The organism is Mesorhizobium calcicola (assembly GCF_042682105.1).
GTDB classification, from domain to species: domain Bacteria; phylum Pseudomonadota; class Alphaproteobacteria; order Rhizobiales; family Rhizobiaceae; genus Mesorhizobium; species Mesorhizobium calcicola.
Genome location: NZ_JBHUGY010000032.1, coordinates 1 through 26,364, shown reverse-complemented (window position 1 = coordinate 26,364; position 26,364 = coordinate 1). Strand labels below are relative to the sequence as shown.

The following is a 26,364-nucleotide window of genomic DNA, read 5'->3' as shown; positions in this document are numbered from 1 at the left end:
GCATCTCTAGCGGGCCGCCCTTTTTCTTTGTTCCCAGTCGGCGCGGGAGAGCCTGTAAAAGACGTGGCGCTTGAGCGCGGGGTGGCTATCGGGAATACCGGGATGGTCGAAGTCGGCGGATGGATCAGCGGTCATGCCGAGACGTTCCATGACGGCGGTCGAGCGGCGATTGCCGTCGACGGCAAAGGAGACGATCTCGCCAAGGCCGAGTGCTTCGAAGCCGTAGGCCAGCCAGGCTTGCGCAGCCTCGGTGACATAGCCCTTGCCCCAGAATTCTGGCGCCAGCCGCCAGCCGATCTCGATGGTGCCGGCCGGCAGGAACGGCATATGATCGGTTCCCGTGATGCCGACAAAGCCGATGCATTGGCCGGTAGCGGCGATCTCGGCGGCGGCAAAGCCATAGCCGTCGCAGTCGATCACGCGGCGCAACTCATCCATCTTGGCGTCGGCCTGCGCGCGGTCGCGGCGGAACGGAAAGAACTCCATGACCTGTTCGTTGGAGTTGATGTGGTGGAACAGTTCGTGGTCGCGATCCTCCCAGTTGCGCAGGATCAGGCGCTCAGTACGCATTGGTTTCATTGCACAAACTCTTCCTGCCTGTAGCCCTGCACATAGAGCAATGCTGTCAGGTCGCCATGGTCGATGCGAACCTTTGCCTGTGCCGCCACCGTCGGCTTGGCATGAAGCGCGACGCCGGTGCCGGCCAGCCGGATCATGTCGAGATCATTGGCACCGTCGCCGACGGCGATGGCGTCAGCCGGCGTCAAGCCGAGGCGCTTGGCAATCTCGACCAGCGCATCGGCCTTGGCGGCGCGGCCGAGGATCGGCTCGTCGACCAGCCCGGTGAAGCGGCCGTCCTGTTCGAGCAACCGATTGGCGCGGTTCTCCTGGAAGCCAAGCATGGCCGCGATGCGCGTGGTGAAGACCTCGAAGCCGCCGGACACGAGAGCCGTCCAGGCGCCGTTGGCGCGCATGGTCTGAACCAGCGCGCGGCCACCCGAGGCCAGCGTCAGCCGATTGGCGACGATGCGGTCGACCACCGCAGCGTCGAGGCCCTTCAGCAACGCCACCCGCTCGCGCAAGGCCGGTTCGAAAGCGATCTCGCCATTCATCGATCGCGCGGTGATGGCGGCAACCCGATCCTTGACGCCGATCTCGTCGGCCAGCTCGTCGATGCATTCCTGGTCGATCATGGTCGAATCCATGTCGGCGAGGAGGATCTTCTTGCGCCGGGTTTGCGCCTGCTGGACGATCACGTCGACCGGTTCGGTGGCGAGTGCCGTGCGCAAGGCGGCACTCGTATCGGCGGCATCAGCCTCCGGCGGCAAGGCAAGATCGCAGGCAATCCCCTCGGCAAGCCAGACAACAGCGCTTGCACCAACCGACCGTGACGCCATATTCGCAAGCGACAGCGACAAAGCGCGGTCGGCGGGACGGGAAACTAGGGTAGCGATGAGCGGCATGGAACATTCCGGCGGACAGGCGGGCGAGGGCCGCGTGAAGAACGCGATCCTGATAGCCGGGCCGACCGCCAGCGGCAAGTCGGCGCTGACGCTCGATCTGGCCGAGCGCAAGGGCGGCGTCATCGTCAACACCGATTCCATGCAGGGCTATTCGGTGCTCGACGTGCTGACCGCCCGGCCGGAGGCGGCCGACCTCGCCCGCGCGCCGCATTTTCTCTATGGCCATGTCCACCCAGCCACAGCCTATTCCACCGGCGCCTGGCTGCGCGACGTGATGAAGCTGATCGACGACGGTACGCTCTCCGGACGGCATGTGATTTTTGTCGGTGGCACCGGGCTCTATTTCCGTGCGCTTGCCGAGGGCATTTCGGAAATGCCCGACATTCCGCAGCGGGTCCGTGACCGCTGGCGCTATGAGCTGAAGGAGCAAGGCGCCATCAAGCTGCACAGCCTGCTCCTGCGCGAGGATTCGGCGGCCGCCATGATGCTGAAGCCGACCGACAGCCAGCGCATCGTGCGGGCGCTGGAGGTGCTCGACGCGTCGGGCCGTTCGATCCGGGAATGGCAGGCGGAGCGCGGCCGGCCGCTCATCGACAGGCACAGCGCGCATTTCTTCGTGATCGAGCCGGATCGGGCGGCGTTGGTCGACCGCATCGAAAAACGCTTCGACCATATGCTGGACAAGGGCGCGCTGGACGAGGTCAGGCGGCTATCGGCACTTGGCCTCCATCCCGACCTGCCGGCGATGAAGGCGATCGGCGTTCGCGAACTGCAGGCCGCGATGGCCGGGGAGATTGGCTTTCCCGAGGCGATCGAGCGTGCCAAGATCGCAACCAGGCAATATGCCAAGCGGCAGACGACCTGGTTCCGGCATCAATTGGGGCCGGAATGGCAAAGATTGCGCGCCGGTGATGATCTGGAAACCACGATCTGATCGCTTGCTTCCATTGCAACCTGAAAAGTTGATCTGCAAGGAAAGGTTCCCGTTGCGGTTGTCCGAATTAACCCTCCGTAAGCCCGCCCATGCCATAAGGTCAGTGGGCACTTTTCCAATGGGGAGCAGATGCGTTTCCACAAGGCGGAATCAGCATTTTTCGTCTTTATCTTCGTGATCCTGGCCGCTGGCCTGGTGACGCTGCATGCTTATGGGCTTCTGCAATCCTTCGCCACCGAGCTGCACACGGCTTCGGGTATGGACAAGGTCATCTATCTCAACAAGCTGCTGTTCGCGACCGGCGTGCTTTTGGCCACGGCGCTGTTCTTCGGCATTTTCTTCATCTATCCGCTGATCCGCAAACAGGCGACGGAGGAAGGCAAGCTGCGCGCGATGACGGTTTCGCTCAGCGCCCGCTCGGAGACGCTCGAGCATGCGGCCCTGACCGACGGCCTGACCGGCATGCAGAACCGGCGCTATTTCGACGATGCGCTGAAGGAGTATCTCGAGGAGTTCCGACGCATCGAAAAACCGGTCGGGCTGATGATCCTTGATCTCGACCATTTCAAGCAGGTCAACGACACCCATGGCCATGATGTCGGCGACGAGGTGCTCAAGGCCGTCGCGAACTGCCTCAAGGACATGACGCGCTATCACGACGTGGTGGCGCGATTGGGCGGCGAGGAGTTTGCCGTGGTCACACCCAACATGGATGCCGAACTGCTCGGCAAGTTCGCCGAGCGCATCCGCAAGGCGATCGCCAACATGTCGGTGCTGTCGGGCAATGTCCGCCTTAAGATCACCACCAGCGTCGGTCTGGCCGTCTGGGACCGCAAGGAAACGGCGGAGGAGTTTTATCGCCGCGCCGACCGCCAGCTCTATGAGGCGAAGAGGCAAGGCCGCAACCGCGTCTGCGCCTAAAATCCCGAAGAAGAATTCATGAGGCCGATCGCCTGACGCGACTTTCTCGACTTCCGGTGCTCACGGACTAAATGTCCGCTCCGGCTTCTCGAAAGCCACGCCATTCAACTCGGTCTGATGATTTCCCTTTCGGGATTTACCCAGGGGATGCCAACGATGCAGAGCGCCTGGAAACTTGAGGTGGCTTCCCAGTCGGTCAGCAGAGAGACGTAAAGGCTATCGGCTCAATCGTTTTGCGGGCGCATGCCGAAGGTCGCGGGCTTGAGGCCGTAGCGCATGTCGAAATCGTCATCCGATTGCACGCGTGTCGTCGGCGGCTTGCGATAGTCGGGATCGCCGGCCTGGCGGCCCGAATCGACGACTTCGGCGAAGGCCATCGCCTGCTGCGTTGGCTTCGGCACGTTGCGCAGCCGCTCGACGATTGCCACCAGATCGATATCGTCGCCTGACTTCGATGATGCGGCCTCCTCGCGCTTGGCAGTGCCAGGCAGCAATTCCGAGGACAGTTTTTCGAACTTCAACCGCATGGTCGTCGCCACGCCTTCGCCAAAGGCAATGGCTTCGCGCTGGCCCATGGACGACAGGAAGGCCAGCGTCGAGGCGGAGGAGTCGGCAATCGCCGAGCGGATGATCGCCTGGTCCTGTTCGTTGGCGAGCCGCATGGCGAAGAAGGTCGAGCACTGCGACAGGATGGTCGGGTCGAGCTCGCCCGGGCGCTGGGTGACGACGCCGAGATAGCAGCCATATTTGCGGCCTTCCTTGGCGATGCGCGACAGCGCGTGCCTGGTCGGCGCGAAGCCCAGACGCGGATCGGCCGGCATGTAGCGATGCGCTTCCTCGCACAAAAACAGAAGCTGCAGCTTGCCCTCGCTCCACAAAGCGAGGTCGAAGGCCAGGCGCGCCAGCACCGAACAGACGGAATTGACCACTTCGGACGGCATGCCGGCCATCTCGAAGCAGGTCACCGGGCGGCCATGATGCGGCACGCGGAAGAGATTGCCGATCGTCTCGTGGATGGTGTCCTCGATCAGGCGCGAGTTGAACATGAAGCGGTAGCGTGGATCCGCGGCCGCCGATTCAACGCGTGTCTTCAGGGATTTCAGCGTCGGGCGATCGGTCTTGCTTTCGAGCATGCCCATGCGCTCGTCGATCTGCTTGATAAGGTCGGCGATGCGGTACGGCACCGGCGTATCGGCGGTCAGCGCATCGCTGCCGCGCCTGATGTAGCTGCCCGAATTCGGGTTGCGGTAAAGATTCTTGGCTGCGGGGATGAGGTCGCGCAAGGCATCGATCTCTTCCGGCACGGTCTCGCGGCCGCGGAACAGCACCTCGGCGAATTCCTCCAGCCTGAACATCCAGAACGGAAGGTCGAGCGTCTTGGAATCGACCCTGACGCAATATTCTGGCAGCGAAGCGGCGAATTCGTTGTGCGGATCGAGGATCAGGATGCGCAGGTCGGGCCGCGCCGCGATCGATTTGCGCAGCAGCAGCGAGACTGCAGTGGATTTGCCGACGCCGGTGGTGCCGACAATGGCGAAGTGACGCGCCAGCGTATCGTCGATGGCGATGTTGGCGGCGATCGCCTCGTCCTGCGAGAGCGTCCCGATGGTGATCGAATGACGCCCGGCCAGATCGTAGACCGCCTGCAGGTCACGGGTGCGAATACGATGGGCGATGGCACCGATATGCGGATAGGTGGTGATGCCGCGGTCGAAGACCGGCTTGGCGCCGGGTTCGGCTCCATCGCGAACCTCGCCGATCAACTCGATGCTGACCTCGATCGGGTTTTGGCCTTCATTGCTCCAGGCGCGGTCCGACTTGCCGATCCCGTAGACCAGGCCGACGGTTCGCGTGGATCCGAGATTGATGGAGATCATCTTGCCGACCGTCCACAGGCCGGTCACCGCGCCGTCGACATCGTCCGCAAAGGCGCTGATGGTGGCGCGCGCGCCGTCGCATTGCACGACATTGCCCAGAATGCGCCTGTCGTTCTGTTCCGCGTTGCGGCGCTCCTGTGATGTCGGTTCTCCAACGGAGGTTTCGCGTTCGACATACATGGACAGGCCAATCCCCATTTCCCTTGGAGCACCGATCCTACAGGAATGGGGTTAAGGCGGGGTGAGGTCGGATGGTGTAGAGACGATTAAGGGACCCGTGAAAATTGTCCCAAGACGACTCTTTTCCATTGTCCGTATTTCGCTATAATGGACGTATGGATGATATAGCGAACGATATTTCCTCGACCATCGGCAGGAGGGTCCACGCCGAAAGGATCATGCGCGACTGGTCGCTGGCCGAGCTTGCGGAGCGGTCTGGTGTGTCGAAGGCGATGCTCAGCACCATCGAGCGCGGCAAGACCAGCCCGACGGCGGCCCTGCTGGTGCGCATCGCGGCGGCCTTCGGCATGACACTGTCGACGCTCATCGCGCGCGCCGAATTGCAAGGCGGCGGGCTGCTGCGCGAGGCCGATCAACCGGTGTGGCGCGATCCCGATACCGGCTACATCAGGCGGCATCTGTCACCCGCCTCCGACATGCCGCTGGAACTGATCAGGGTCCAGTTGCCGGCGGGCGCCAGGGTCAGTTTTCCCGCTGCTTCCTATGCCTTCATCAAGCAGCAGATATGGCTGATTTCCGGGCGGCTCGACTTCACCGAGGGCGCTGTGGTGCACAGGCTCGAACCTGGCGATTGCCTGGCGCTCGGCGCGCCGTCGGACTGCACCTTCCACGCCCTGGAGCCGGGCGCCGACTATCTCGTTGCGCTGGTCAGGGGCTGAACTCATGGCCAGACGACCAAAGCGCTCCCACAATGGAGGGCCGCCTCTCGATGAGTACAAGGGGCCGCCATGGGGCAAGGGCGATCCCTACATCTTCCTTGCCTGGCAGACCGCTCACGCCAAGGCGTGGAAGGCGCCAAGCCGCGAGGTCATGCTGCTGCGCATGAACAAGGCGGAACGGCTGGGCCTGACGTATGAGGAATATACGCTCGAGATACTGGAGCGCGGGCGGCATCTTAGGGAAGAGGACACCGAACGCATCGGCGCCATCAAGGCGGCACGAAAGCGCCGCCGCGCGCGCCATCTGGACTGACGACGATGTGTCCGCATCAGCCATTCCATCGCAATCACAGGACATCCTGCGCATGAACTCGATCGAAATCCGAACCCTGAGGCCGGCTGCCGAGACGCGGGACATGCTGGCTGGACTGCTGGTCGCAACGGTGGCGGCCGGCGGATCTGTCAGCTTCATGCATCCGCTGGCGCCGGAAGCAGCCACGGCGTTCTGGGAGAAATCGCTGGCCGCAGCGGCAAGTGGGGACAGGGCGGTCCTTGGCGCCTGGGACGGCGAGGTCCTGGTCGGCACCGTGACCTTGCTGCTCGACTGCCCGCCCAACCAGCCGCACCGGGCCGAGATCGCCAAGCTGATGACACGCGTCGATTACCGAGGCAGGAGCGTGGGAACGCGCCTGATGCGGGCGGCCGAGAGCCTCGCCGTGGAGCAGGGTCGCACGCTGCTGGTTCTGGATACCGCCACCGAGGAAGGCGCTTCCGGCCTCTACGAGAAGCTTGGTTTTACATTGGCGGGCGAGATACCGGACTATGCCTTGAAGCCGCATGGCGGACTGACCGGGACACTCATCTACTGGAAGCGCATCGGGCCAATCTCGTAACAGTCACGCCGGCGCGGACCCGGACAGGCGCGACAGCAACCACTGGCGGAATTCCTGCTCGGCGCCGGTCAGGCGCGCCGTTGACGCCTTGGTCAGATAATGGCCCGAAGTGCTGGAGAGTTCGAAGCCGGAAAGCCTGACCAGGGTCTTGCTGTCGAGCGCCGCATCGATCAATGGCCGCGAGCCCAGCAGCACACCGGCGCCGGCGCTCGCCGCTTCCATGGCGGCAACGAAACTGTCGAAGCGATGCGACCGCCGGGGATGGCCGGCCAACCCCGAGGCCGCGAACCACTCCGCCCACATCTCGCGCGCGCCAGCGACCAGAAGCAGCGGCAGGGCGGTCCAGTCGGCGCCGCTCGCCAAGCCGGGGGCGGCCGCGGGCACGAGCCGCTCGGTGGTCAGCCTGTCGGCTTCGCGGCCGGGAAAGGATCCGTTGCCGAAACGGATATCGAGCACCGAGCCGGGCAGGTCGTAGTCGGTTGGGCGATGGATCGTCACCAGGTCGAGCTGGATGCGCGGCAGCGCCTTTGCCAGATCGGGCAGCGCCGGAACGAGCATCAGCAAGGCAAAGGAGATCGGCGCTCGAATGGTCACGGTCTGGACGGCACGCGGCTCGAACAGTTCCGCGGTGCTGTTGCCGATGGTGGCGAAGGCCGACTGGATGTGAGGCAGGTAGGCGGCGCCTTCCGGCGACAGCGCGACGCCGCGCGCCAGCCTGGAGAACAGACGGGTCTTCAGCCGTTCCTCGAGAAGCCGGATGTGCTGGCTGACGGCGGCCTGAGTCAGGCCGAGCTCGGCTGCCGCGGCGGTGAAATTCGACAGCCGCGCCGCGGCTTCGAAACTGCGCAGCCAGTCGAGTGGCGGCAAGGGCGGGATTGTTCGAGCCATTATCGATTTATGGTCATTGGCCAAAAAATGATAATTTGAATTATGCCTACCGGCTGGTCAACATGCAATCGAAACCCTGCGGACCTGGCCGTGGGGCGTAGCGGACAGGAACGGATTTCCATGCTCATCCACGCGCTGATCGGCGACGAAGGCAAAACAATCGAACTTGGCTGGAAGGACGGGACGCGCACCCGCTTTCACGCCATGTGGCTGCGCGACAATGCGCTGGACGAAAAGACACGCAGCGCCGGCAATGGCCAGCGGCTGATCACCATCCTAGACATTCCCGCCGACACGAAGATAGGCGCTGCGTCGATCAAGGGCGATGCCCTTGAGATCAGCTTCGTGCCGGAAGGCAAGACGGTGAGCTTTCCCTCGATGTGGCTGAGCGCCAATGCCTATGATCGCGACACGGCCCGCCAATCTGGCTGGACAGGCGAGGACACGGTGCGCTGGACCAGGGCGACGATGCAGAATTCGGTGCCGCGCGCCGCCTACTCTGCCGCCAGCCGCGACCGCAACGTCCTGCGGCAATGGCTGTCGGCGGTGAAAGCCTATGGCTTCGCGGTGATGGACGATCTGCAGGCCGAATCCGGGGCGCTTTGCAAAGTGTCCGATCTGTTCGGCTATATCAGGGAAACCAACTACGGACGCTGGTTTGAAGTGCGCGCCGAGGTCAATCCCAGCAATCTCGCCTACACCAATCTCGGCCTCCAGGCGCACACCGACAATCCCTATCGCGATCCGGTGCCGACGCTGCAGATCCTGTCCTGCATCGAGAATACGGTGGAGGGTGGCGAGTCCAGCGTCGTCGACGGTTTTGCCGTCGCGGCAGCGCTGCAGGCCGAGAGCCCCGAAGGCTTCAGGCTGTTGAGTTCTTGCCCGGCACGTTTCGAATATGCCGGCTCGTCGGGCGTGCGGCTGCAGGCGAAGCGCCCGATGATCGAGCTCGGGCCCGATGGCGAGCTCATCTGCATCCGCTTCAACAACCGCTCGCTGGCGCCGACGATCGATGTGTCATTCGCCGACATGGAGCCGTACTACTCGGCCTACCGCCGGTTTGCCGAGCTGATCGAGGATCCGTCCTTCGAAGTGACCTTCAAGCTCGAGGCGGGCCAGGCGTTCATCGTCGACAACACGCGCGTCATGCATGCGCGCAAGGCGTTTTCCGGCATCGGCAAGCGCTGGCTGCAGGGCTGCTACGCCGACAAGGACGGCCTGCTGTCGACGCTCGCCGCGATCGAACACGGGTTCAAGGAGGCGGCGGAATGAACGGCCAGGATTTGAACGCCGATAACATCGTCGAGTTCATCGCCGACATCTTCGAACGCCGGGGCGCGGAATCCTATCTCGGCGAACCCGTCACCATGTCGGAGCACATGCTGCAGGGCGCATGGTTCGCGGAACAGGACGGCGCGCCGGACGAACTGGTGGCGGCGGCCCTGCTGCACGACATCGGCCATTACACCAGCGAGTTCGGCACCTATTCGCCAGAGGATGTCGAGGACAAGCACCACGACGAAGCCGGTGGCGAGGTGCTGGCGCCGTTCTTTCCGCCTGTCATCGTCGAATGCGTCAGGCTGCATGTCTCGGCCAAGCGCTATCTCTGCGCCACCGACCCGACCTATTTCGGCAGACTTTCGCAGGCTTCGGTGCATACGCTGTCGCTGCAGGGCGGGCCGATGAGTGCCGATGAGGTGGCCGAGTTCCGCAAGAATCCCTTCCATGAGGAAGCGGTGCGGGTCCGCATCTGGGACGAGAGCGGCAAGATCGCCAACATGAAGACGCGAACGTTTCGCGAATATGTGCCGCTGCTGCAGCGGGTCGTTCGCGACTTTCGCGATCGGGCCTGACCGCAACCATCGCTGCGAGGAGACAAGCGGAGCCCGGCCAGCTCTCCGCTGCCTGCGGCGCACGCGGCTCATGGCCTGAAACGGAGGACCCCGCGCGGCGGAAACGCCGCGCGGGCTGCACAAGGAGCGGACGTGCCGCGGACTATCCCTTGTGATGGACCTGCTGCAGCCCGTAGACCGGCGTCGGCAGGCCTGCGTGCCTGGCCTTCAACTGCAGCGACAGGAACTGCGAATAGTGGCGCGACTGGTGCAGATTGCCACCATGGAACCACAGCGCTTCCTGTTGCGTCGGCTTCCACATGTTGCGCAATTCGCCCTCCCATGGACCGGGATCCTTGGTGGTGTTCGAGCCAAGGCCCCAGCATTTTCCGACTTTGTCGGCGACGTCCCTGGAGATCAGGTCTGCCGCCCAGCCATTCATCGAACCATAGCCGGTGGCGTAGACGATGACATCGGCGGGCAATTCCGATCCGTCGCTGAGCAGCACCGAATGCTCCTTGACCTCAGCCACGTCGACACCGCTTTTCAGCTTGATCGAGCCATCGATGATCAGGTCGGAAGCGCCGACGTCGATGTAGTAGCCCGAACCACGCCGCAGATACTTCATGAACAGGCCTGACTCGTCATCGCCCCAGTCGAGCATGAAGCCGGCCTTCTCCAGACCCGCGTAGAATTTTGCATCGCGCTTCTTCATCTCGGCGTAAGCCGGGATCTGAAATTCGTGCAGGATCTTGTAGGGCAGGGAGGCAAAGACGAGATCCGCCTTGGCCGTGGTCATGCCGCTCTGAACCGCCTGTTCCGAGTAGAGGGACCCCAGCCCGATCTCCATCAACGTGTCGGACTTGACGATATGGGTGGTCGAGCGTTGCACCATGGTGACATCGACGCCGGCTTCCCAAAGTGCCGCTGCTATGTCGTGGGCGGAATTGTTCGAACCGACGACAACAGCTTTTTTGCCGGCATAGGCATCGGGGCCGACATGCTTCGATGAGTGATGCTGATCGCCCTTGAAGTTTTCCATGCCTTTGAATTTCGGCACATTGGCCTTGCCCGATTGTCCCGTGGCCAGCACCAGTTGCTTCGGCTTCAGTGTGATGTCCTTGCCGTCGCGGTGGACGACGACGATCCATTCCTTTGTCTTGTCGTCATAGGAGGCGCTCTTGGCCTCGGTCGAGGACCAGTAGTTCAGCTCCATCACCTTGGTGTACATTTCCAGCCAGTCGCCGATCTTGTCCTTTGGCGAGAAGACCGGCCAGTTCTTCGGGAAATCGATATAGGGCAAATGGTCGTACCAGACCGGATCATGCAGGCAGAGCGACTTGTAGCGCTTGCGCCAGCTGTCACCGGGCCGCTCGTTCTTCTCGATGATGATTGTGGGAACGCCGAGCTGCCGCAGCCGCGCACCGAGCGCGATGCCGCCCTGGCCGCCGCCGATGATCACCGTGTAGGGCTGCGTCTTGAAGCCGAGCTCAGTGGCTTCCTTCTCGCGTTCTTCCTTCCAAGTCGGCCGGTTCTTGCCCGAGCCATGCTTGGCGCCCATCGGCCGTGCGAAACCCGCCGGCTCCTCGTGGCCTTTCAACTCGGCCATGGTGGTCAGCAGCGTCCAGATCTTGCCGTCCTTCAGCCTGATGTGGCCGAAGCCGCGCGCCACCTCGGTCTCGAAGCTGATCCAGCCGTCGATCAGCCCATCACTCTCGGTCGCATCCTCGCCCTTGGCGATGGCAAAGTGGGATGGCCTGGTCTTCGACAACTGGCTTTTCAGCATGTCGCGGACCTGGTCGCGGCCTTCCATGGTCTTGATGTTCCAGGTGAAGGTGACGAGGTCGCGCCAGTAGCAGTCCTCCTGAAAGCAATCGACCGCTTTCTCGATGTCATTGGCGGCCAGGGCGGCGCCGAATTGGTCGAGCAGGTCGGACAGTTTCTTGTTTGGGGCCTTGTCGAGCATCAGCTTTCCTCCCGTGGAATCCAGATCGTCATGGTGGCTCCGCCGGACGTGCCGGCCGAACGATGAAGTATCGGCAGAGATGACGGCCTTCGTCACGCCCCACCATAGTTTTCAGTGGTTTCAATGGCTTGTCTGGAAATTGGGGTCACCGGGCTAGCGGCAATGCTGCGCCGGTCGCGCAAACGTGATGATCATGTGCCGCAATGCGGTCACGGAGGCTAATGACAACCGATCGGTAAGAAGCCGGGAAGCGAAAGCGGGCAACAGGGCGGTTCCTGGCGATTTTCTGGATGCGGAACTCTGGAGCCCGTCATGCCCGTTATGCACCCGTCTTCACTTCACTTTGTTGGCCGGCGCACACGTGCCGCTGCGATGGCTCTGGTCATGGCCCTGAGCGCAACCTTGACCAGTCCGCTGGTGCCCGGAACCCAAGCCGCGCATGCGGCGGAGATTTCCGTGACCATCCGCGAGAGGCTTTCAGGCTATGGCGGATGGCGAACCTCCAGCCGCTTCGGCGACGTCTGGGTTCCGACGGTCCGCGCCGAGTGGCGGCCCTACACCGAAGGCAGATGGGTCTGGACCGACGACGGCTGGTACTGGCAATCCGCCGAGCCGTTCGGCGATGTCGTCTACCATTACGGCCGCTGGGCCTATGATTCCGATTTCGGCTGGGTGTGGATCGCCGGCGACCAATGGGCGCCAGCCTGGGTGGTCTGGCGCCAGGGTGGCGACGATGTCGGCTGGGCGCCTGCGCCGCCCGATGTCGACGTCGCCTTTGACGATGCATGGTGGTGTTTCGTGCCGGTGGCGGCGATCGGCGCGGTCGATCTGGTCAGGGTGGTTCGGCCCGCCGCTGAAAATGTCGTCATCGTGCGCAACACGACGATCATCAACCAGACGGTTGTCGTCAACAACGCGCCGCATGTGCGGCTCGGCAACCAGGTTGTGGCGATCAATGCAGGACCCGGGCTGCAACGGTTCCCGAAAGCCGTCATAGCCTCGATCAAGGCGGCAAAATTGACTCCGCCTCGCAAGGGGGTGATCGCCAGCGCGCGGCTCGATACTTCGAGGGGCGCCGAGAGCAAGAAGCTGGCCGGCAATGGAACACCGGCCGCGGCGGTCGCCAATACGAGCGGGCCGACCGTCACGGGTCACGGCCCCAAGACGGTGACCGGCGACAAGGCCATTTCTCCAGGCGCTGTGACAGCGGGCAATCCCGCCGCCGCCAAGCCGGGTGTACGCAAGCGGATGGTCGCCAGCAATGGCGTGAAGGCCGATGCACTCAAGGTCCATGCCAGCAAGAGCGCAGGCAATGGACGGGTCGTCGTAAAGTCGTCGCCCAACTCGGCTCCACTCAAGTCGGTACCCGGCCAGCGCCTCGCATACCGAGCCGGGCCGCAAAAGCCGCACCAGCAGGCGCTGGCAATGCATACGACCCCGCACCATAGTCCGGCGCAGGTCGCGCCTCACCGTCCGCCGGCAATGACGCAGGCCAAGAAGGTGTCCAAATGTGATCCGCGCGTTTCCCGCTGCAAGGCGCCGGGCTGACCATCGCAGTCGCGCCGGCCGCGTGCCGGCGCGATTTTTCCCGTTGACAGGCTGCCTTTCCCGCCCTTAGTGTCCGCCACCATGAAAACGGCACTCATTCTCGTAGGAAAGCGCGTGGGCAAGGCGGTGTAACCGCCGGGCGAAAACCTCCCATGCGCAACACACAGGCTCCCTCGGGGGCCTTTTTTATTGCCTGAAACACGACTAAACGACCAGCAACGCCCAAATGGCGACAGTACGGGACCAGACCGATGAGCAACGGACAGAGTGAGCGGCGTGAAATGACGGGCGCCGAAATGGTGGTGCAGGCGCTGAGGGACAATGGCGTCAAGCATGTCTTCGGCTATCCGGGCGGCGCGGTACTCCCGATCTACGACGAGATTTTCCAACAGGACGAGGTCGAGCACATTCTGGTCCGCCACGAGCAGGGCGCCGGCCACGCGGCGGAAGGCTATGCGCGCTCGACCGGCAAGGCCGGTGTCATGCTGGTGACGTCGGGACCGGGCGCCACCAATGCGGTGACGCCGCTGCAGGACGCGTTGATGGATTCGATCCCGCTGGTCTGCCTGAGCGGGCAAGTGCCGACCTCGCTGATCGGCTCCGACGCATTTCAGGAGTGCGACACGGTCGGCATCACGCGCCCCTGCACCAAGCACAACTGGCTGGTGAAGGACGTCAACGAGCTCGCCGCGACGATCCACGAGGCATTCCATGTCGCGACCACTGGCCGCCCCGGTCCGGTCGTGGTCGACATCCCGAAGGACGTGCAGTTCGCCAGGGGTTTTTACGTCCCGCCGCAGATCGCGCCGCGCACCAGCTACCAGCCGAAGGTCCAGGGCGACCTGGAGAAGATCAAGGCGGCGGTCGAGCTGATGGCCAGCGCCAAGAAGCCGATCATCTATAGCGGCGGCGGCGTCATCAATTCGGGCCCGGAAGCAAGCCATCTGCTGCGCGAACTGGTCGACCTCACCGGCTTCCCGATCACCTCGACGCTGATGGGGCTCGGCGCCTATCCGGCATCGGGCAAGAACTGGATGGGCATGCTGGGCATGCACGGCACCTACGAAGCCAATATGGCGATGCATGATTGCGACGTGATGATCTGCATCGGCGCGCGTTTCGACGACCGCATCACCGGGCGGCTGAACGCGTTTTCGCCGAACTCGAAGAAGATCCACATCGACATCGATCCGTCGTCGATCAACAAGAACGTTCACACCGAGGTGCCGATCATCGGCGATGTCGGCCGGGTGCTGGAGGATATGGTGCGGCTGTGGCGGGCGACCGCCAAGGCCGACAAGAAGGCGCTCTATCCCTGGTGGGAGCAGATCGCCAAATGGCGTGCGCGCGACTCGCTCGCCTTCAAGATGAACAACGACGTGATCATGCCGCAATACGCCATCCAGCGGCTCTACGAACTGACCAAGGGCATGGACACCTACATCACCACCGAGGTCGGCCAGCATCAGATGTGGGCGGCGCAGCACTATCATTTCGAGAAGCCGAACCGCTGGATGACGTCAGGCGGGCTGGGCACGATGGGCTACGGCCTGCCGGCGGCACTCGGCGTGCAGATCGCGCATCCCGACGCGCTGGTCATCGACATCGCCGGCGACGCCTCGGTGCAGATGACGATGCAGGAGATGAGCGCTGCGGTGCAGCATGACGCGCCGATCAAGATCTTCATCCTCAACAACCAGTACATGGGCATGGTGCGGCAGTGGCAGCAGCTGCTGCACGGCAACCGGCTGTCGCATTCCTACACCGAAGCGATGCCGGACTTCGTCAAGCTGGCCGAGGCCTATGGCGGCCACGGCATACGCTGCGAGAAGCCGGACGAACTGGACGACGCGATCAAGGAGATGATCGCGGTCAAGAAGCCGGTGCTGTTCGATTGCCGCGTTGCGACGCTCGCCAACTGCTTCCCGATGATCCCGTCGGGCAAGGCACACAATGAGATGCTGCTGCCCGACGAGGCGACCGACGAGGCGGTGGCCAACGCCATCGACGCCAAGGGCAGGGAATTGGTGTAGCCAGCCTAGCCGAGGCAGGGCTATCGCAAGAAGCCGTGCGTAAACAGAGAGTTAGATCAAGAATTTGAAATCGAGATTGATGTCATGAACGCACAGCTACAACCGACCGGCTCCGCCTACTTCATCGCCAAGGAAACGGAAAAGCCGGAGAACCACACGCTCTCCGTGCTGGTCGACAACGAGCCGGGCGTGCTTGCCCGGGTCATTGGCCTGTTCTCCGGGCGCGGCTACAACATCGAGAGCCTGACCGTCTCCGAGACCGAGCACGAGAAGCACCTGTCGCGCATCACCATCGTGACGCGCGGCACGCCGCACGTGCTGGAGCAGATCAAGCACCAGCTCGAGCGCATCGTGCCGGTGCACCGCGTGGTCGACCTGACCGTGCGCTCGCATGAATCCGGCCAGGAGCGGCCGCTGGAGCGGGAACTGGCGCTGGTCAAGGTTGCCGGCACCGGCGAGGCCCGCGTCGAGGCGCTGCGGCTGGCCGACGCGTTCCGCGCCAGCGTCATCGACGCCAACACCGAGCATTTCATCTTCGAGATCACCGGCAAGGGCACCAAGATCGACCAGTTCATCGCCATCATGAAGCCGCTCGGCCTGATCGAAATCTGCCGCACCGGCGTGGCGGCGTTGAACCGCGGCCCGCAGGCGATGTAAGGCACGGCCAGGCCTTCCAAATCTTTCACACTCGCTTAGGTCTGGCTCGGCCATAAACCGGCCGCTGGTCTTTGCGCGGCCGCTGGAAAGAGACAATAGTGCTGACGTGTCGGGGAGGATATCATGTCGCTTGACGCGTTCCTTGCGCTGCTTGTCTACGCCTTGGTGACGTCGATCACGCCGGGGCCGAACAATTTCATGCTTCTGGCATCGGGGGTGAATTTCGGCCTCCTCAGGACAGTTCCGCACATGCTGGGCATCAGCATCGGTTTCCTTGTGCTGCTGGTGGCGGTTGGGCTTGGCCTTGGTGCGGTGCTGACCGCGTTTCCGATGTTGCATACGGCACTCAAGGTCGCCGGCGGCGCCTATCTGCTCTATCTCGCCTGGAAGATCGCCATGTCGCGTTCGCTTGCCGGCAAGGGTGAGGCGAAGGGGCAGCCGATGCGCTTCATCGATGCGGCGGCGTTCCAGTGGGTCAACCCCAAGGCCTGGGTGATGGCGATCACCGCCATGGCCGTCTACACCAATCCGCAACATCCGTTCCTGTCGGTGGTGTTGATCTCGGTGGCTTTCACCGTCGTCAATTTGCCGAGCGTCTCGGTATGGGCGGGTTTCGGCACCGCGCTGCGCGGTTTCCTGTCGGACCCGGTGCGGCTGAAATGGTTCAACATCGCCATGGGCGTGCTGCTGGCGGCGACGCTTTGGCCAATGTTGAGATAGAGACTGTTTGGAAATTCTACCCCGGCCGCCATCTGGCTCGCCAGCGCGAAATTCGAAACGGTCCCTGATGTCACCGGCCGTTCTGCTCGGGACGGAGACCGCGCTGCACAGCCATTGTGCACTGCACATTAAATCTTCGTAATGCCGTGTTCTGGCCCTTTTCCGACAAAGGCGTGTCCTATCTATTCGGCGAAATCGCGGCAATGGGCCGTGAGTTGCGCTAGACTATGACCATCGGGTTCGGCGTGTCGGGTGGAGAGGACCTTTTGACCATGCGTGGAAAAGTCGTTCTTTCGTTGCTTGCCGTCGCGTGCGTGGGCGGGGCAGCCTGGCTCTATCTTTCGCCTGAAACGCTGGGCAGGGTTCAGCAGATCATCGGCCAAAAGCAGGCGCCCGCGTCGGACCGACCGGCCGCGGCTTCGGACAAAAAGGCCGCCAACGCGGCGCGCTCGGCCTCAATCCTCTCGGCCGTCGCTTCGACGGCCGATTTCCCGATCCGGCGCTATGCGATCGGTTTCGTCTCGTCTCCGGCCGTCGTCAGCATCAATGCGCGGGTGTCCAGCCAGATCGTATCGATCGACGTCAAGGACGGGCAGATGGTGAAGACCGGCGACGTTCTGTTTTCGCTGGACGACCGCGCGTTGAAGGCGCAACTAGCCAAGGACCAGGCGACGCTGGCCAAGGACCAGGCGATGCTCGCCAGCTCGAATTCCGATCTTCAGCGCGCCAAGGATCTGGTCGCCAAGCAGGCCGGCACGCAACAGACCTACGACCAGGCGGTTGCGGCGCAAAAAGCTGCCGCGGCGACCGTCGATGCCGACAAGGCGACAATCGACGCCGACAATGTCCAGCTTGGCTTTGCCACGATCACCGCGCCGATTTCCGGCAGGCTGGGCGCGGTCAGTGTCGCCGTCGGCGACCTCGTCACCACCGGCAACGGCAACAGCAGCACGGCGACCCCGCTGGTGACCATCACCCAGATGGACCCGCTGCAGGTCAACTTCAATCTTCCCGAGAGCAACCTGGCTCTGCTGCACAAGGCATTGGCGGCGCCGATCCAAGGTGCCGTGACGCTGACCAAGGACGGCGATCCGACGCCGATCGGCAAGGGTACGCTCGATTTCGTCGACTCCAGCGTCGACACCGCCTCCGGTACGATCGCGACGCGGGCGAGCGTGCCGAATGCCGATCTTTCGTTGTGGCCGGGCCAGTATGTAAATGTCGTGCTCGACGCCGGCATCATGCCGAAGATGACATCGGTTCCCACGGTCGCGGTTCAGCCCAGCCAGAAGGGACCGTTCGTCTATGTGGTCAAGCCCGACAACACGGTCGAGATGCGGCCGGTGCAGGTGGCGCTGACCGAAGGCGAAAACAGTGCAATCAGCGATGGTCTCAAAAGCGGCGAGAAGGTCGTCGTCGAGGGGCAGACAAGGCTGAAGGACGGCGCCGCTGTGCACGAAGGCAAGGCCACGGCCGGTGCCGGTGGCCAGGCTGCTGCCAAGGTGGCCGAGGCCGACAAGCCCGCCGAGGCACGCCAATGATCTCCGAATTCTGCATCCGCAGGCCCGTCGCCACCCTTCTCATGTCGCTCGCCCTAGTGCTGGGCGGGCTGTTCGCTTATAAGTTCCTGCCGGTGGCAGCACTGCCGAGCGCCGAATTTCCGGTGGTCAATGTGTCGGCCTCGCTGCCGGGCGCTTCGCCGGAAACCATGGCGACATCGGTGGCAACGCCGCTGATCAAGCAGTTCGCCACCATTGCCGGTATCGATTCGATTTCGACCACCAACTCGCTCGGCTCGACATCGATCGCCATCCAGTTCGTGCTCAACCGTGACATCGACGCTGCGGCGGCCGACGTGCAGGCGGCGATCGCGCGCACGCAGAAATCGTTGCCGCCGGAGATGACGTCGCCTCCAAGCTATCGCAAGGTCAATCCCGCCGACGCACCGATCCTGCTGATGTCGCTAGTCAGTGACACGGTGCCGCTGACCGATCTCGATGCCTTCGCCGAGAACGTCATCTCGCCGTCGCTGTCGACGATCGATGGCGTTGCGCAGGTCTCGATCTTCGGCCAGCAGAAATATGCCGTGCGCATACAGATCGATCCGACCGCGCTTGCGGCGCGCGGCATCTCGATCGACCAGCTGCAGACGGCGATTGCCTCGGCCAACAGCAACACGCCGCTCGGCGTGCTACAGAACAACCAGCAGCAGCTGACCATCACCGCCAACACGCAGTTGACCAATGCGGCCGGATTTTCCAACCTCATCATCGCCACCAAGAACGGTCATCCGGTGCGGCTGGGCGAAGTCACCCGCGTCATCAATTCTGTGCAGACGACGACGACGGCCAGCTGGTATGACGGCACCCGTGCGATCATCATGGCGGTGCAGCGCCAGCCCGACGCCAACACCGTCGACGTCGTCGACCGCGTCAAGGCGATGCTGCCGTCGTTCCAGGACCAGATGCCGGCCGCCGCCAGCATCAAGCTGCTCAACGACCGCTCGACCTCGATCCGCGCCGCCGTCAGCGACGTGCAGTTCACGCTGCTGCTCACCATCGCCCTGGTTATCATGGTGATCTTCCTGTTCCTGCGCCGGGTGACGGCGACGATCATCCCGGCGGTGGCGGTGCCGATCTCGCTGATTGCCACGCTCGGCGTCATGTTCCTGTTCGGTTTTTCCATCGACAACATTTCGCTGATGGGACTGACGCTGGCGGTTGGCCTCGTCGTCGACGACGCCATCGTCATGCTGGAGAACATCTTCCGCCACATGGAGGAGGATGGGTTGTCGGCCATGGACGCGGCGCTGAAGGGTGCGCGCGAAATCGGCTTCACCATCATCTCGATTTCGATCTCGCTGGTCGCCGTTTTCATCCCGGTGCTGTTGATGGGCGGGGTGATCGGGCGCATCTTCAACGAGTTCGCGGTGGTGGTGACGGTCGCCATCCTGGCGTCGATGTTCGTGTCGCTGACCCTGACGCCGATGCTTTGCTCCAGGCTGCTGTCGGTGTCGAAGGCCGAGCGCGAAGCGGCCCATGACGAGGGCAAGAAGCACAATTTCTTCTTGCGCGGCTATGACTGGATGCTGACCTTCTGCCTGCGCCACACCTTCCTGGTTTTCCTTGTCTTCATCGGCACCGCGGCAGCGTCGGTGTGGCTGATCCAGATTTCGCCGAAGGGCTTCTTCCCACAGGAAGACATCGGCCAGATTTCGGTGACGACGATCGCGCGCCAGGACATTTCTTTCGACGCCATGGTGAAGCTGCAAGGGCAGGTGGCAAACGTCTTTGCCCATTCGCCCTATGTTTCGCATGTGGCATGGTCGGCGGGCAGCGGCGGCAATGCACTGAACCAGGGCCAGCTCTATGTGCAGTTGAAGGACAAGGACCAACGCCCGGACATCGACAAGGTGCAGTCGGATCTGCGCAGGCAGCTGGCCAATGTGCCGGGCATCGAAACCTACATGCAGCCGGTGCAGAACCTCAGGCTCGGCTCGCGATCCTCGGCCAGCGCTTATCAGCTTGTCGTGCAGGGCCTCGATACGGGCCAGACCGACATCTGGGCGCAGAAGTTGAACGACGCCCTGGCGGCCGATCACACGACCTTCACCGACGTCACAAGCGATCTGCAGAACAACGCCTTGCAGGCAACGCTGGTCGTCGACCGCGACAAGGCGGCATCGCTCGGCATCGACACCGACACGCTGCGCTCAAGCCTGTATGGTGGTTTCGGCACCGCGCAGGTCTCGACCATCTTCGGCTCGGCCGACAGCTACCAGGTGGTCATGGAGCTCGATCCGAAGATCGAGTGGTCGCCGGAACGGATGCTGGCCATCCAGGTCAGGACTGCCAGTGGCAGTCTGGTGCCGCTTGGCGCCTTTGCCCGCGTCGATCGCACGGCAGGCGCCTTGACCGTCAATCAGCTCGGCCAGCTTCCGGCCGTGACGATCTCCTACAACCTGCCGCAAGGTGTGGCGCTCGGCGATAGCGTGACCCGCATCAACGCGCTGAAAGAGCAGATCGGCATGCCGAAGGCGATCTCGACCACTTTCGCCGGCACGGCCAAGACCTTCCAGGATTCGCTTGCCAACCAGGGTCTGCTGATCGGCGGCGCCATCCTCACCATCTATATCGTGCTCGGCATCCTCTATGAGAGCTTCATCCATCCGCTGACCATCCTGACCGGCCTGCCGTCGGCGGTGTTGGGTGCCCTGGTCGCCTTGCGGCTTGCCGGAATGGACCTGTCGGTCATCGCCGTCATCGGCATCCTGATGCTGATCGGCATCGTCAAGAAGAACGGCATCATGATGATCGACGTCGCGCTCGAATTGCGACGAGAAGGCATGTCGCCGGTCGAGTCCATCCACAAGGCCTGCATCATGCGCTTCCGCCCGATCATGATGACGACGCTGGCGGCGCTGATGGGCACCATCCCGATCGCGCTCGGCACCGGCGCCAGCGCCGAACTGCGCCAGCCGCTTGGCGTGGCCGTGGTCGGCGGCCTCGTCGCATCGCAGGCGCTGACGCTGTTCGTCACGCCGGTGATCTATGTCTACATGGAGCATTTCTCGAGCTGGCTGCTCGGGCTGTGGCCGAAGCGGCGCGACGCCGAGATTGCGGACCTGCCGGCAGCGCAGCCATCGCTGTTCGATGTCAACGCGGAGCCACATGTCGAACCGCAGAAGACGGCTGCCGAATAGAAGCGGCGGTCTCAAGCATCTGGCCCAAGCCGTTGCGCTTGCGGCACAGGGATCGCGACCGTAATTTGGCGTCATGTCACACGATCATGACCACGACAACGAACTCGATCCCTTTGCCGCCCGCGTGCGCGCGTTGGAAACCATCCTCACCCGCAAGGGGCTGATCGATCCGGCAGCGATCGACGTCATCGTCGACACCTACGAGACCAGGATTGGCCCGCGCAACGGCGCCAGGGTGGTGGCCAAGGCCTGGGCCGATCCGGCATTCGCCGACTGGCTGAAACGCGATGCGACGGCGGCGATCGAATCGCTCAGCTATACGGGCCGTCAGGGCGAGCATATGCAGGCGGTCTTCAACACCGAGGACACGCACAACCTCGTCGTCTGCACGCTGTGCTCCTGCTATCCGTGGTCGGTGCTTGGCCTGCCGCCGGTCTGGTACAAGGCGCCGCCCTATCGCTCGCGCGCGGTCATCGATCCGCGCGGTGTGCTGGAGGAGTTCGGGCTGACGCTGCCGCCGACCAAGAAGATCCGCGTCTGGGATTCGACCGCGGAACTGCGCTATCTCGTCGTGCCGATGCGGCCGGAGGACACCGAGGGCTGGGGCGAGGAGCGGCTGGCCGACCTGGTGAGCCGCGATGCGATGATCGGCACCGCACTGGCGAGGCAGCCGGCATGAACGGACCGCAAGACCTCGGCGGGCAGATGGGCTTCGGCCCCGTGGCCCCTGAAGTGGATGAGCCGTATTTCCATGCCGCATGGGAAAAGCGGGCGCTCGGCGTGACCTTGTGCGCCGGCGCGATGGGGGCCTGGAATATCGACGAGAGCCGGCATGCGCGGGAATCGCTGCATCCCGCCGAATACTATGCCTCCAGCTACTACGAGATCTGGATCAAGGCCCTGGAAGTGCTGCTCAAGCGCCATGGTTTTGTCAGCGAGCGCGATCTCAAGGCAGGCACGGCGGTCGATCCGGCAGCGACACCCAAACGGGTGCTGAAGGCCGAAAACGTGCGTGGTGTGCTGGCCAAGGGCGGGCCTTGCGACCGGCCGGTGGCGCAGCCGGCGCGGTTCAAGGCCGGCGATCCCGTGCGGACCAAAAACTTCAACCCGACCGGCCACACACGGCTGCCGCGCTATGCACGCGGCAAGCATGGAACGATCGAGGCGGTGCGCGACGGTTTCGTGTTCCCCGACAGCAACGCGCATGGCCGGGGCGAGAATCCGCAATGGGTCTACACCGTGGTTTTCGAGGGGTCGGAAATCTGGGGCGAGGGCGCCGACCCGACGCTTGCTGTGTCGATCGATGCCTGGGAGAGCTATCTTGAGCCGGCTTGAGGCAAACGGACACGTCGCCGATTTGCCTCCGGGCGTCGATGCGCCGGTTTTCGCCGAGCCATGGCAGGCCGAAGCGTTCGCGATGACGGTGGCGCTGCACGACAAGGGCCTGTTCTCGTGGGCCGAGTGGGCGCAGGCGCTGTCGGCGCAGGTCAAGAGACCGGGTGCCGCGGCTGACGGCCATGACTACTACGAGCATTGGCTGGCGGCGCTGGAAAGCCTGCTTGCCTCAAAAGGGCTGGCCGCCAAGGCGGATGTCGACGCGATGGCTGAAGCCTGGGAGCGTGCTGCGCATGCCACCCCACACGGCAAGCCGATCCTGCTGGAGAACGATCCTCGACCGGCCAAAGGTCGTGGCGGCCCGAGCGGTCAGGGCCGTGCGGCCAGATAACTCGTTTTCGCCTGGCGATTGTATTCGGCAAGCCTTGGCCTTTAACCGGTGGGCATGCCGTCCAAAGCGAAGATCCTCGTCCTGGCAGAGCGTTCGCGGACAGGTTTGAGCCGTTGGTATTCTGGCGAATCGTACCATGCCGTCAGGGAAGCCATGTCTGGGAACTCGACAATAACCAGGCGGTGAGGTTCCCAATCGCCTTCCAACACTTTGGTTGCTCCGCCGCGAGCGAGGTACCTTCCCCCGTAGCGCTCTTCGGTTGCAGGTACATCCCGGCGGTATTCCTCGAAAACGGCGGCGTCGGTTATGTCTACATCGGCAATAAGATATGCTGCCATTGCCCTTACCTCCATGAAGAGACGCATTGAAGCGCGTCCATTAGCGATCCTGCAATTAAGCCAGGGTATTGCCTAGCCGTACGTATGGCGGCACCTAGGTACCTCCGATGGTCAATGATGGTGGCAGCTATCTTGTCTTTCCCTTGCGAATCCGGTCTCTCGCTGTGATGGAATTCTCTCCCCAACAGGACGAGGCGCTGCAAGCGGTTGCCCGCTGGCTGAAGACCGGAAAGCCGCAGCTGTTCCGGCTGTTCGGCTATGCCGGCACCGGCAAGACGACGCTGGCGCGCTATTTCGCCGAACATGTCGACGGCCAGGTGCAGTTCGCCGCCTTCACCGGCAAGGCGGCGCAAGTGCTGCGCTCCAAGGGCGCGGTCAATGCCCGCACCATCCATTCGCTGATCTACCGGCCAAAGGGCGAGGAATCGGTATCTGACGAGGTCACCGGCAAGACGTCGATGTCGCCGACCTTTTCGCTCAACCGGCAGAGCCCGATCTCGCGGGCGAAACTGGTCGTCATCGACGAATGCTCGATGGTCGACGAGCAGCTTGGCCGCGACCTGATGAGCTTCGGCACGCCGATCCTGGTGCTCGGCGACCCCGGCCAGCTGCCGCCGATTTCGGGCGGCGGCTTCTTCACCGACCACGAGCCGGATTTCCTGCTCACCGAAATCCATCGGCAGGCGCGCGACAACCCGATCCTGCGGCTGGCGCTCGATGTTCGCGAAGGCCGCGAATTCATGCGCGGCGACTACGGCACGGCACAGGTGATCGGCAAGGAAGACGTCACCCAGGAGTTGGTGCTGAAGGCCGACCAGGTGCTGGTCGGCACCAACCGCACGCGCCGACGCTACAATCAGCGGCTGCGCGAGCTCAAAGGCTTCAATGCCGACTATCCGCAGGCAGGCGACAAGCTGGTCTGTCTGCGCAACGATCCGGCCAAGGGTCTGCTCAACGGCTCACTGTGGAAGGTGATGACGTCGTCGCGCGAGACGGTGAAGCCCGGCATCAACCTTTTGGTGTCGCCGGAAGAGGACGATCCGGATCGCGGCGTCGCCAAGATCAAGCTGCTCAAGGCGGCCTTCGAGGATCCGGATGCCGATATCCCCTGGCAGCAGAAGAAGCGCTTCGACGATTTCGACTATGGCTACGCACTGACCGTGCACAAGGCACAGGGCTCGCAGTGGAACGAGATCGTGTTGTTCGACGAAAGCTGGGCCTTCAAGGAAACCCGCCAGCGTTGGCTCTACACCGCCATCACGCGGGCAGCCGAGCGGCTGACGATCGTCAGGTAGCGAGCATTCGCCAGGCCCTTGCGGGGAGCCGCGACCCTATTGCTTCCCGGTCGGCCGGGCGCCGAGCCATTGCCAGGCCGCGGCTTCATCCTCGGTCGTGAAATGCTTCAGTTCGATCGACGGCGAAGCCCGCAGCAGGTGTCGCGCGTCCGCGGTCCAGTCCGGCTCGCCGATCGCCGCGCAACGGCCGACATATTCTGTTGCGTGGACTGTGCCCTGCTTCAGGGTTTCTTCCGCGATATTGGCCCAGTCGACGCCATCATGGTCGACAAGGCGCACCAGCACATCGATGCGTTGATGGAGGGCATAGGCTGCCTCCATCAACCCGAAAAGGTTTTCGCCATCGGCCGCCGAGACGTGCCCGACGACGTCGATGGCCAGAAGGTCGTCACGGCTGGTCTCGAGACGGCGGATCGCCGGCACGGCGTCGAGAAAATTCATGGCGCTTCCTTTCCCGGACTCAAATTCATCAAGCTTGGAACACCCGAAACCCCCTGTCTGTTCCCGCCAAAGGCATTATAGGTGGCGCGTCGAATGATTTCCGAGGCCGCCGCCATGCCTGCAAAGCTCTCCGTCAATCTCAACGCCGTCGCCATGCTGCGCAACCGGCGTGACCTGCCGTGGCCGAGCGTGACCGGTCTCGGCCGCATTGCGCTCGCAGCCGGAGCCCATGGGCTGACGGTGCATCCACGCCCCGACGAGCGGCACACGAGACACTCCGACCTGCCAGAGATCCGCTCCCTGATCGACGACGAGTTTCCGCGCGCGGAATTCAACATCGAGGGCTATCCGACCGAGGATTTCCTGCTGCTTGTGGAAAAGCATCAGCCCGAACAGGTGACGCTGGTGCCGGACGATCCGGCGCAGGCGACTTCAGACCATGGCTGGAACTTTGCCGCCGAGGCCGCGTTCCTGACACCAATCGTCAAGCGTCTGAAAAAGGGGGGCTTCCGCGTGTCGCTGTTTGCCGATCCGGACCCCGATTGCGTGACGGCGGCGCGTGACACCGGCGCCGACCGCATAGAGCTCTATACGGGGCCGTATGGCAGTTATCATTCCGATCCCGCCAGAGCGGCCAAGGAGCTGGAAAGACTGGGAAAAACCGCCGACGCCGCGCTTGCCGCCGGCCTCCAGGTCAATGCCGGCCATGATCTGGTGGTCAGCAATCTGCCTGCGCTGGCAAGGCGCATTCCCGCATTGGCCGAAGTGTCGATCGGACATGGGTTGACAGCCGATGCGTTGGAGTATGGCATGGCTGGCACGGTGGGTCGATTTCTCAAGGCCTGCGGGTGGTAGCGATGGCAGCCTCGCGCGGCAGGCATGGCAGCCATCACGCGACGGCACTTGATATTGCATCGCAGCAAGCGTAGAGCACCGCGCGCTTATCGGAGTGTCGTCCATGGCCCTTACCAATGCTGGTACTGAGGCAGAACCCGTCGAACAATCGAGCCATCCAGAAATCGAACAGCACAGCACCAAGGTTCTGATGCTGGGCGCGCTCGGCGTTGTCTATGGGGATATCGGCACCAGCCCGATCTACGCCTTCCGCGAGGCGCTGGTGGCGTCGTCGGGCGGCAATGTCGCCCAGCGTGGCGATATTCTCGGTGTGCTGTCGCTGATCATCTGGTCGCTGACGATCATCGTCACCATCAAATACATCATGTTCGTGCTG

The 26,364-nt window shown here is 63.2% G+C and carries 26 protein-coding genes; 19 read left to right on the top strand and 7 right to left on the bottom strand.

What is annotated here, in order from left to right:
* Positions 1-6 precede the first annotated feature (6 nt).
* Together ACFSQT_RS21795 and serB are read right to left on the bottom strand one after the other, a co-directional pair.
* On the bottom strand, positions 7-579 hold the full coding sequence (locus ACFSQT_RS21795; protein ID WP_379021995.1) for a GNAT family N-acetyltransferase: 573 nt from the start codon (positions 577-579) through the stop codon (positions 7-9).
* Positions 576-1,463: a phosphoserine phosphatase SerB gene (gene serB, locus ACFSQT_RS21790; protein WP_379021993.1), complete on the bottom strand. Its 888-nt coding sequence runs from the start codon at positions 1,461-1,463 to the stop codon at positions 576-578. Before serB ends, ACFSQT_RS21795 begins: the two co-directional genes overlap by 4 nt.
* Between serB and miaA the strand changes: the two genes are divergently transcribed.
* Both miaA and ACFSQT_RS21780 read left to right on the top strand, forming a co-directional pair.
* A complete protein-coding gene (gene miaA / locus ACFSQT_RS21785) occupies positions 1,453-2,397 on the top strand; it encodes a tRNA (adenosine(37)-N6)-dimethylallyltransferase MiaA (RefSeq protein ID WP_379021991.1) in 945 nt (314 codons plus the stop codon). The two genes, serB and miaA, sit on opposite strands and share 11 nt — an antisense overlap.
* Before the next feature lie 129 nt (positions 2,398-2,526).
* The gene (locus ACFSQT_RS21780) at positions 2,527-3,318 is read left to right on the top strand and encodes a GGDEF domain-containing protein (protein ID WP_379021989.1); all 792 of its coding nucleotides are present in this window, start codon (positions 2,527-2,529) and stop codon (positions 3,316-3,318) included.
* A 224-nt stretch (positions 3,319-3,542) separates the two neighbouring features.
* On the opposite strand, the gene ACFSQT_RS21775 is transcribed toward ACFSQT_RS21780, so the two are convergent.
* Entirely contained in the window at positions 3,543-5,375 is a 1,833-nt protein-coding gene (locus ACFSQT_RS21775; protein ID WP_379021987.1) for an ATP-binding protein, read from the bottom strand.
* Positions 5,376-5,530: 155 nt separating this feature from the next.
* Between ACFSQT_RS21775 and ACFSQT_RS21770 the strand changes: the two genes are divergently transcribed.
* Genes ACFSQT_RS21770 through ACFSQT_RS21760 form a run of 3 tightly spaced genes read left to right on the top strand, consistent with a single transcriptional unit; the run spans position 5,531 to position 6,987 of the window.
* Positions 5,531-6,094: a helix-turn-helix domain-containing protein gene (locus tag ACFSQT_RS21770; RefSeq protein ID WP_379021985.1), complete on the top strand. Its 564-nt coding sequence runs from the start codon at positions 5,531-5,533 to the stop codon at positions 6,092-6,094.
* A gap of 4 nt (positions 6,095-6,098) precedes the next feature.
* Positions 6,099-6,407 carry a hypothetical protein gene (locus ACFSQT_RS21765; protein WP_379021983.1) on the top strand — a complete coding sequence of 103 codons (309 nt, stop codon included), beginning with the start codon at positions 6,099-6,101 and terminating at the stop codon, positions 6,405-6,407.
* Positions 6,408-6,459: 52 nt separating this feature from the next.
* Positions 6,460-6,987 carry a GNAT family N-acetyltransferase gene (locus tag ACFSQT_RS21760; RefSeq protein ID WP_379021981.1) on the top strand — a complete coding sequence of 176 codons (528 nt, stop codon included), beginning with the start codon at positions 6,460-6,462 and terminating at the stop codon, positions 6,985-6,987.
* A gap of 3 nt (positions 6,988-6,990) precedes the next feature.
* On the opposite strand, the gene ACFSQT_RS21755 is transcribed toward ACFSQT_RS21760, so the two are convergent.
* Positions 6,991-7,875 (bottom strand): LysR family transcriptional regulator, encoded by an 885-nt coding sequence (locus ACFSQT_RS21755; protein ID WP_379021979.1) that lies wholly within the window; start codon positions 7,873-7,875, stop codon positions 6,991-6,993.
* Positions 7,876-7,995: 120 nt separating this feature from the next.
* On the opposite strand from ACFSQT_RS21755, the gene tmpA reads away from it, so the two are divergent.
* Positions 7,996-9,147 (top strand): 2-trimethylaminoethylphosphonate dioxygenase, encoded by a 1,152-nt coding sequence (gene tmpA, locus ACFSQT_RS21750; protein WP_379021977.1) that lies wholly within the window; start codon positions 7,996-7,998, stop codon positions 9,145-9,147.
* Complete coding sequence (gene tmpB / locus ACFSQT_RS21745) at positions 9,144-9,728, top strand: (R)-1-hydroxy-2-trimethylaminoethylphosphonate oxygenase (protein ID WP_379021975.1); 585 nt, start codon at positions 9,144-9,146, stop codon at positions 9,726-9,728. Before tmpA ends, tmpB begins: the two co-directional genes overlap by 4 nt.
* A 142-nt stretch (positions 9,729-9,870) precedes the next feature.
* Here the strand turns inward: tmpB and ACFSQT_RS21740 are convergent, their stop codons facing one another.
* Complete coding sequence (locus tag ACFSQT_RS21740; RefSeq protein WP_379021973.1) at positions 9,871-11,673, bottom strand: NAD(P)-binding domain-containing protein; 1,803 nt, start codon at positions 11,671-11,673, stop codon at positions 9,871-9,873.
* 384 nt (positions 11,674-12,057) lie between these two features.
* Between ACFSQT_RS21740 and ACFSQT_RS21735 the strand changes: the two genes are divergently transcribed.
* From ACFSQT_RS21735 to ACFSQT_RS21695, 9 genes are all read left to right on the top strand, one after another.
* A complete protein-coding gene (locus tag ACFSQT_RS21735) occupies positions 12,058-13,221 on the top strand; it encodes a DUF6600 domain-containing protein (RefSeq protein WP_379021971.1) in 1,164 nt (387 codons plus the stop codon).
* A gap of 251 nt (positions 13,222-13,472) precedes the next feature.
* Positions 13,473-15,254 carry an acetolactate synthase 3 large subunit gene (locus tag ACFSQT_RS21730; protein ID WP_379021969.1) on the top strand — a complete coding sequence of 594 codons (1,782 nt, stop codon included), beginning with the start codon at positions 13,473-13,475 and terminating at the stop codon, positions 15,252-15,254.
* An 84-nt stretch (positions 15,255-15,338) separates the two neighbouring features.
* Positions 15,339-15,911, top strand: a complete 573-nt coding sequence (gene ilvN, locus ACFSQT_RS21725) for an acetolactate synthase small subunit (protein ID WP_224663182.1) — start codon at positions 15,339-15,341, stop codon at positions 15,909-15,911.
* A gap of 123 nt (positions 15,912-16,034) precedes the next feature.
* Positions 16,035-16,631, top strand: coding sequence for a LysE family translocator (locus tag ACFSQT_RS21720; RefSeq protein WP_379021967.1), 597 nt, complete (start codon positions 16,035-16,037; stop codon positions 16,629-16,631).
* Between the two features lie 272 nt (positions 16,632-16,903).
* Positions 16,904-18,172: an efflux RND transporter periplasmic adaptor subunit gene (locus ACFSQT_RS21715; RefSeq protein ID WP_379021965.1), complete on the top strand. Its 1,269-nt coding sequence runs from the start codon at positions 16,904-16,906 to the stop codon at positions 18,170-18,172.
* Complete coding sequence (locus ACFSQT_RS21710; protein WP_379021963.1) at positions 18,169-21,333, top strand: efflux RND transporter permease subunit; 3,165 nt, start codon at positions 18,169-18,171, stop codon at positions 21,331-21,333. The genes ACFSQT_RS21715 and ACFSQT_RS21710 overlap by 4 nt, the downstream gene beginning before the upstream one ends.
* 73 nt (positions 21,334-21,406) lie before the next feature.
* Positions 21,407-22,012 (top strand): nitrile hydratase subunit alpha, encoded by a 606-nt coding sequence (nthA, locus tag ACFSQT_RS21705; RefSeq protein WP_379021961.1) that lies wholly within the window; start codon positions 21,407-21,409, stop codon positions 22,010-22,012.
* Positions 22,009-22,668 (top strand): nitrile hydratase subunit beta, encoded by a 660-nt coding sequence (nthB, locus tag ACFSQT_RS21700; RefSeq protein ID WP_379021959.1) that lies wholly within the window; start codon positions 22,009-22,011, stop codon positions 22,666-22,668. The genes nthA and nthB overlap by 4 nt, the downstream gene beginning before the upstream one ends.
* The gene (locus tag ACFSQT_RS21695) at positions 22,655-23,059 is read left to right on the top strand and encodes a nitrile hydratase accessory protein (protein WP_379021957.1); all 405 of its coding nucleotides are present in this window, start codon (positions 22,655-22,657) and stop codon (positions 23,057-23,059) included. The genes nthB and ACFSQT_RS21695 overlap by 14 nt, the downstream gene beginning before the upstream one ends.
* 41 nt (positions 23,060-23,100) lie before the next feature.
* Here ACFSQT_RS21695 and ACFSQT_RS21690 read toward each other — a convergent pair whose 3' ends face one another.
* Positions 23,101-23,397 carry a DUF1330 domain-containing protein gene (locus ACFSQT_RS21690; RefSeq protein WP_379021955.1) on the bottom strand — a complete coding sequence of 99 codons (297 nt, stop codon included), beginning with the start codon at positions 23,395-23,397 and terminating at the stop codon, positions 23,101-23,103.
* A gap of 167 nt (positions 23,398-23,564) precedes the next feature.
* On the opposite strand from ACFSQT_RS21690, the gene ACFSQT_RS21685 reads away from it, so the two are divergent.
* Positions 23,565-24,692 carry an ATP-dependent DNA helicase gene (locus ACFSQT_RS21685; RefSeq protein ID WP_184873422.1) on the top strand — a complete coding sequence of 376 codons (1,128 nt, stop codon included), beginning with the start codon at positions 23,565-23,567 and terminating at the stop codon, positions 24,690-24,692.
* Positions 24,693-24,728: 36 nt separating this feature from the next.
* On the opposite strand, the gene ACFSQT_RS21680 is transcribed toward ACFSQT_RS21685, so the two are convergent.
* Positions 24,729-25,133 (bottom strand): SpoIIAA family protein, encoded by a 405-nt coding sequence (locus tag ACFSQT_RS21680; protein WP_379021953.1) that lies wholly within the window; start codon positions 25,131-25,133, stop codon positions 24,729-24,731.
* Between the two features lie 114 nt (positions 25,134-25,247).
* Here ACFSQT_RS21680 and ACFSQT_RS21675 point away from each other — a divergent pair, with 114 nt between their 5' ends.
* Both ACFSQT_RS21675 and ACFSQT_RS21670 read left to right on the top strand, forming a co-directional pair.
* Positions 25,248-25,988: a pyridoxine 5'-phosphate synthase gene (locus ACFSQT_RS21675; protein ID WP_379022171.1), complete on the top strand. Its 741-nt coding sequence runs from the start codon at positions 25,248-25,250 to the stop codon at positions 25,986-25,988.
* Positions 25,989-26,091: 103 nt separating this feature from the next.
* Positions 26,092-26,364, top strand: a 273-nt coding sequence (locus tag ACFSQT_RS21670; protein WP_379021951.1) for a KUP/HAK/KT family potassium transporter, incomplete at its 3' end; no start/stop codon positions are given.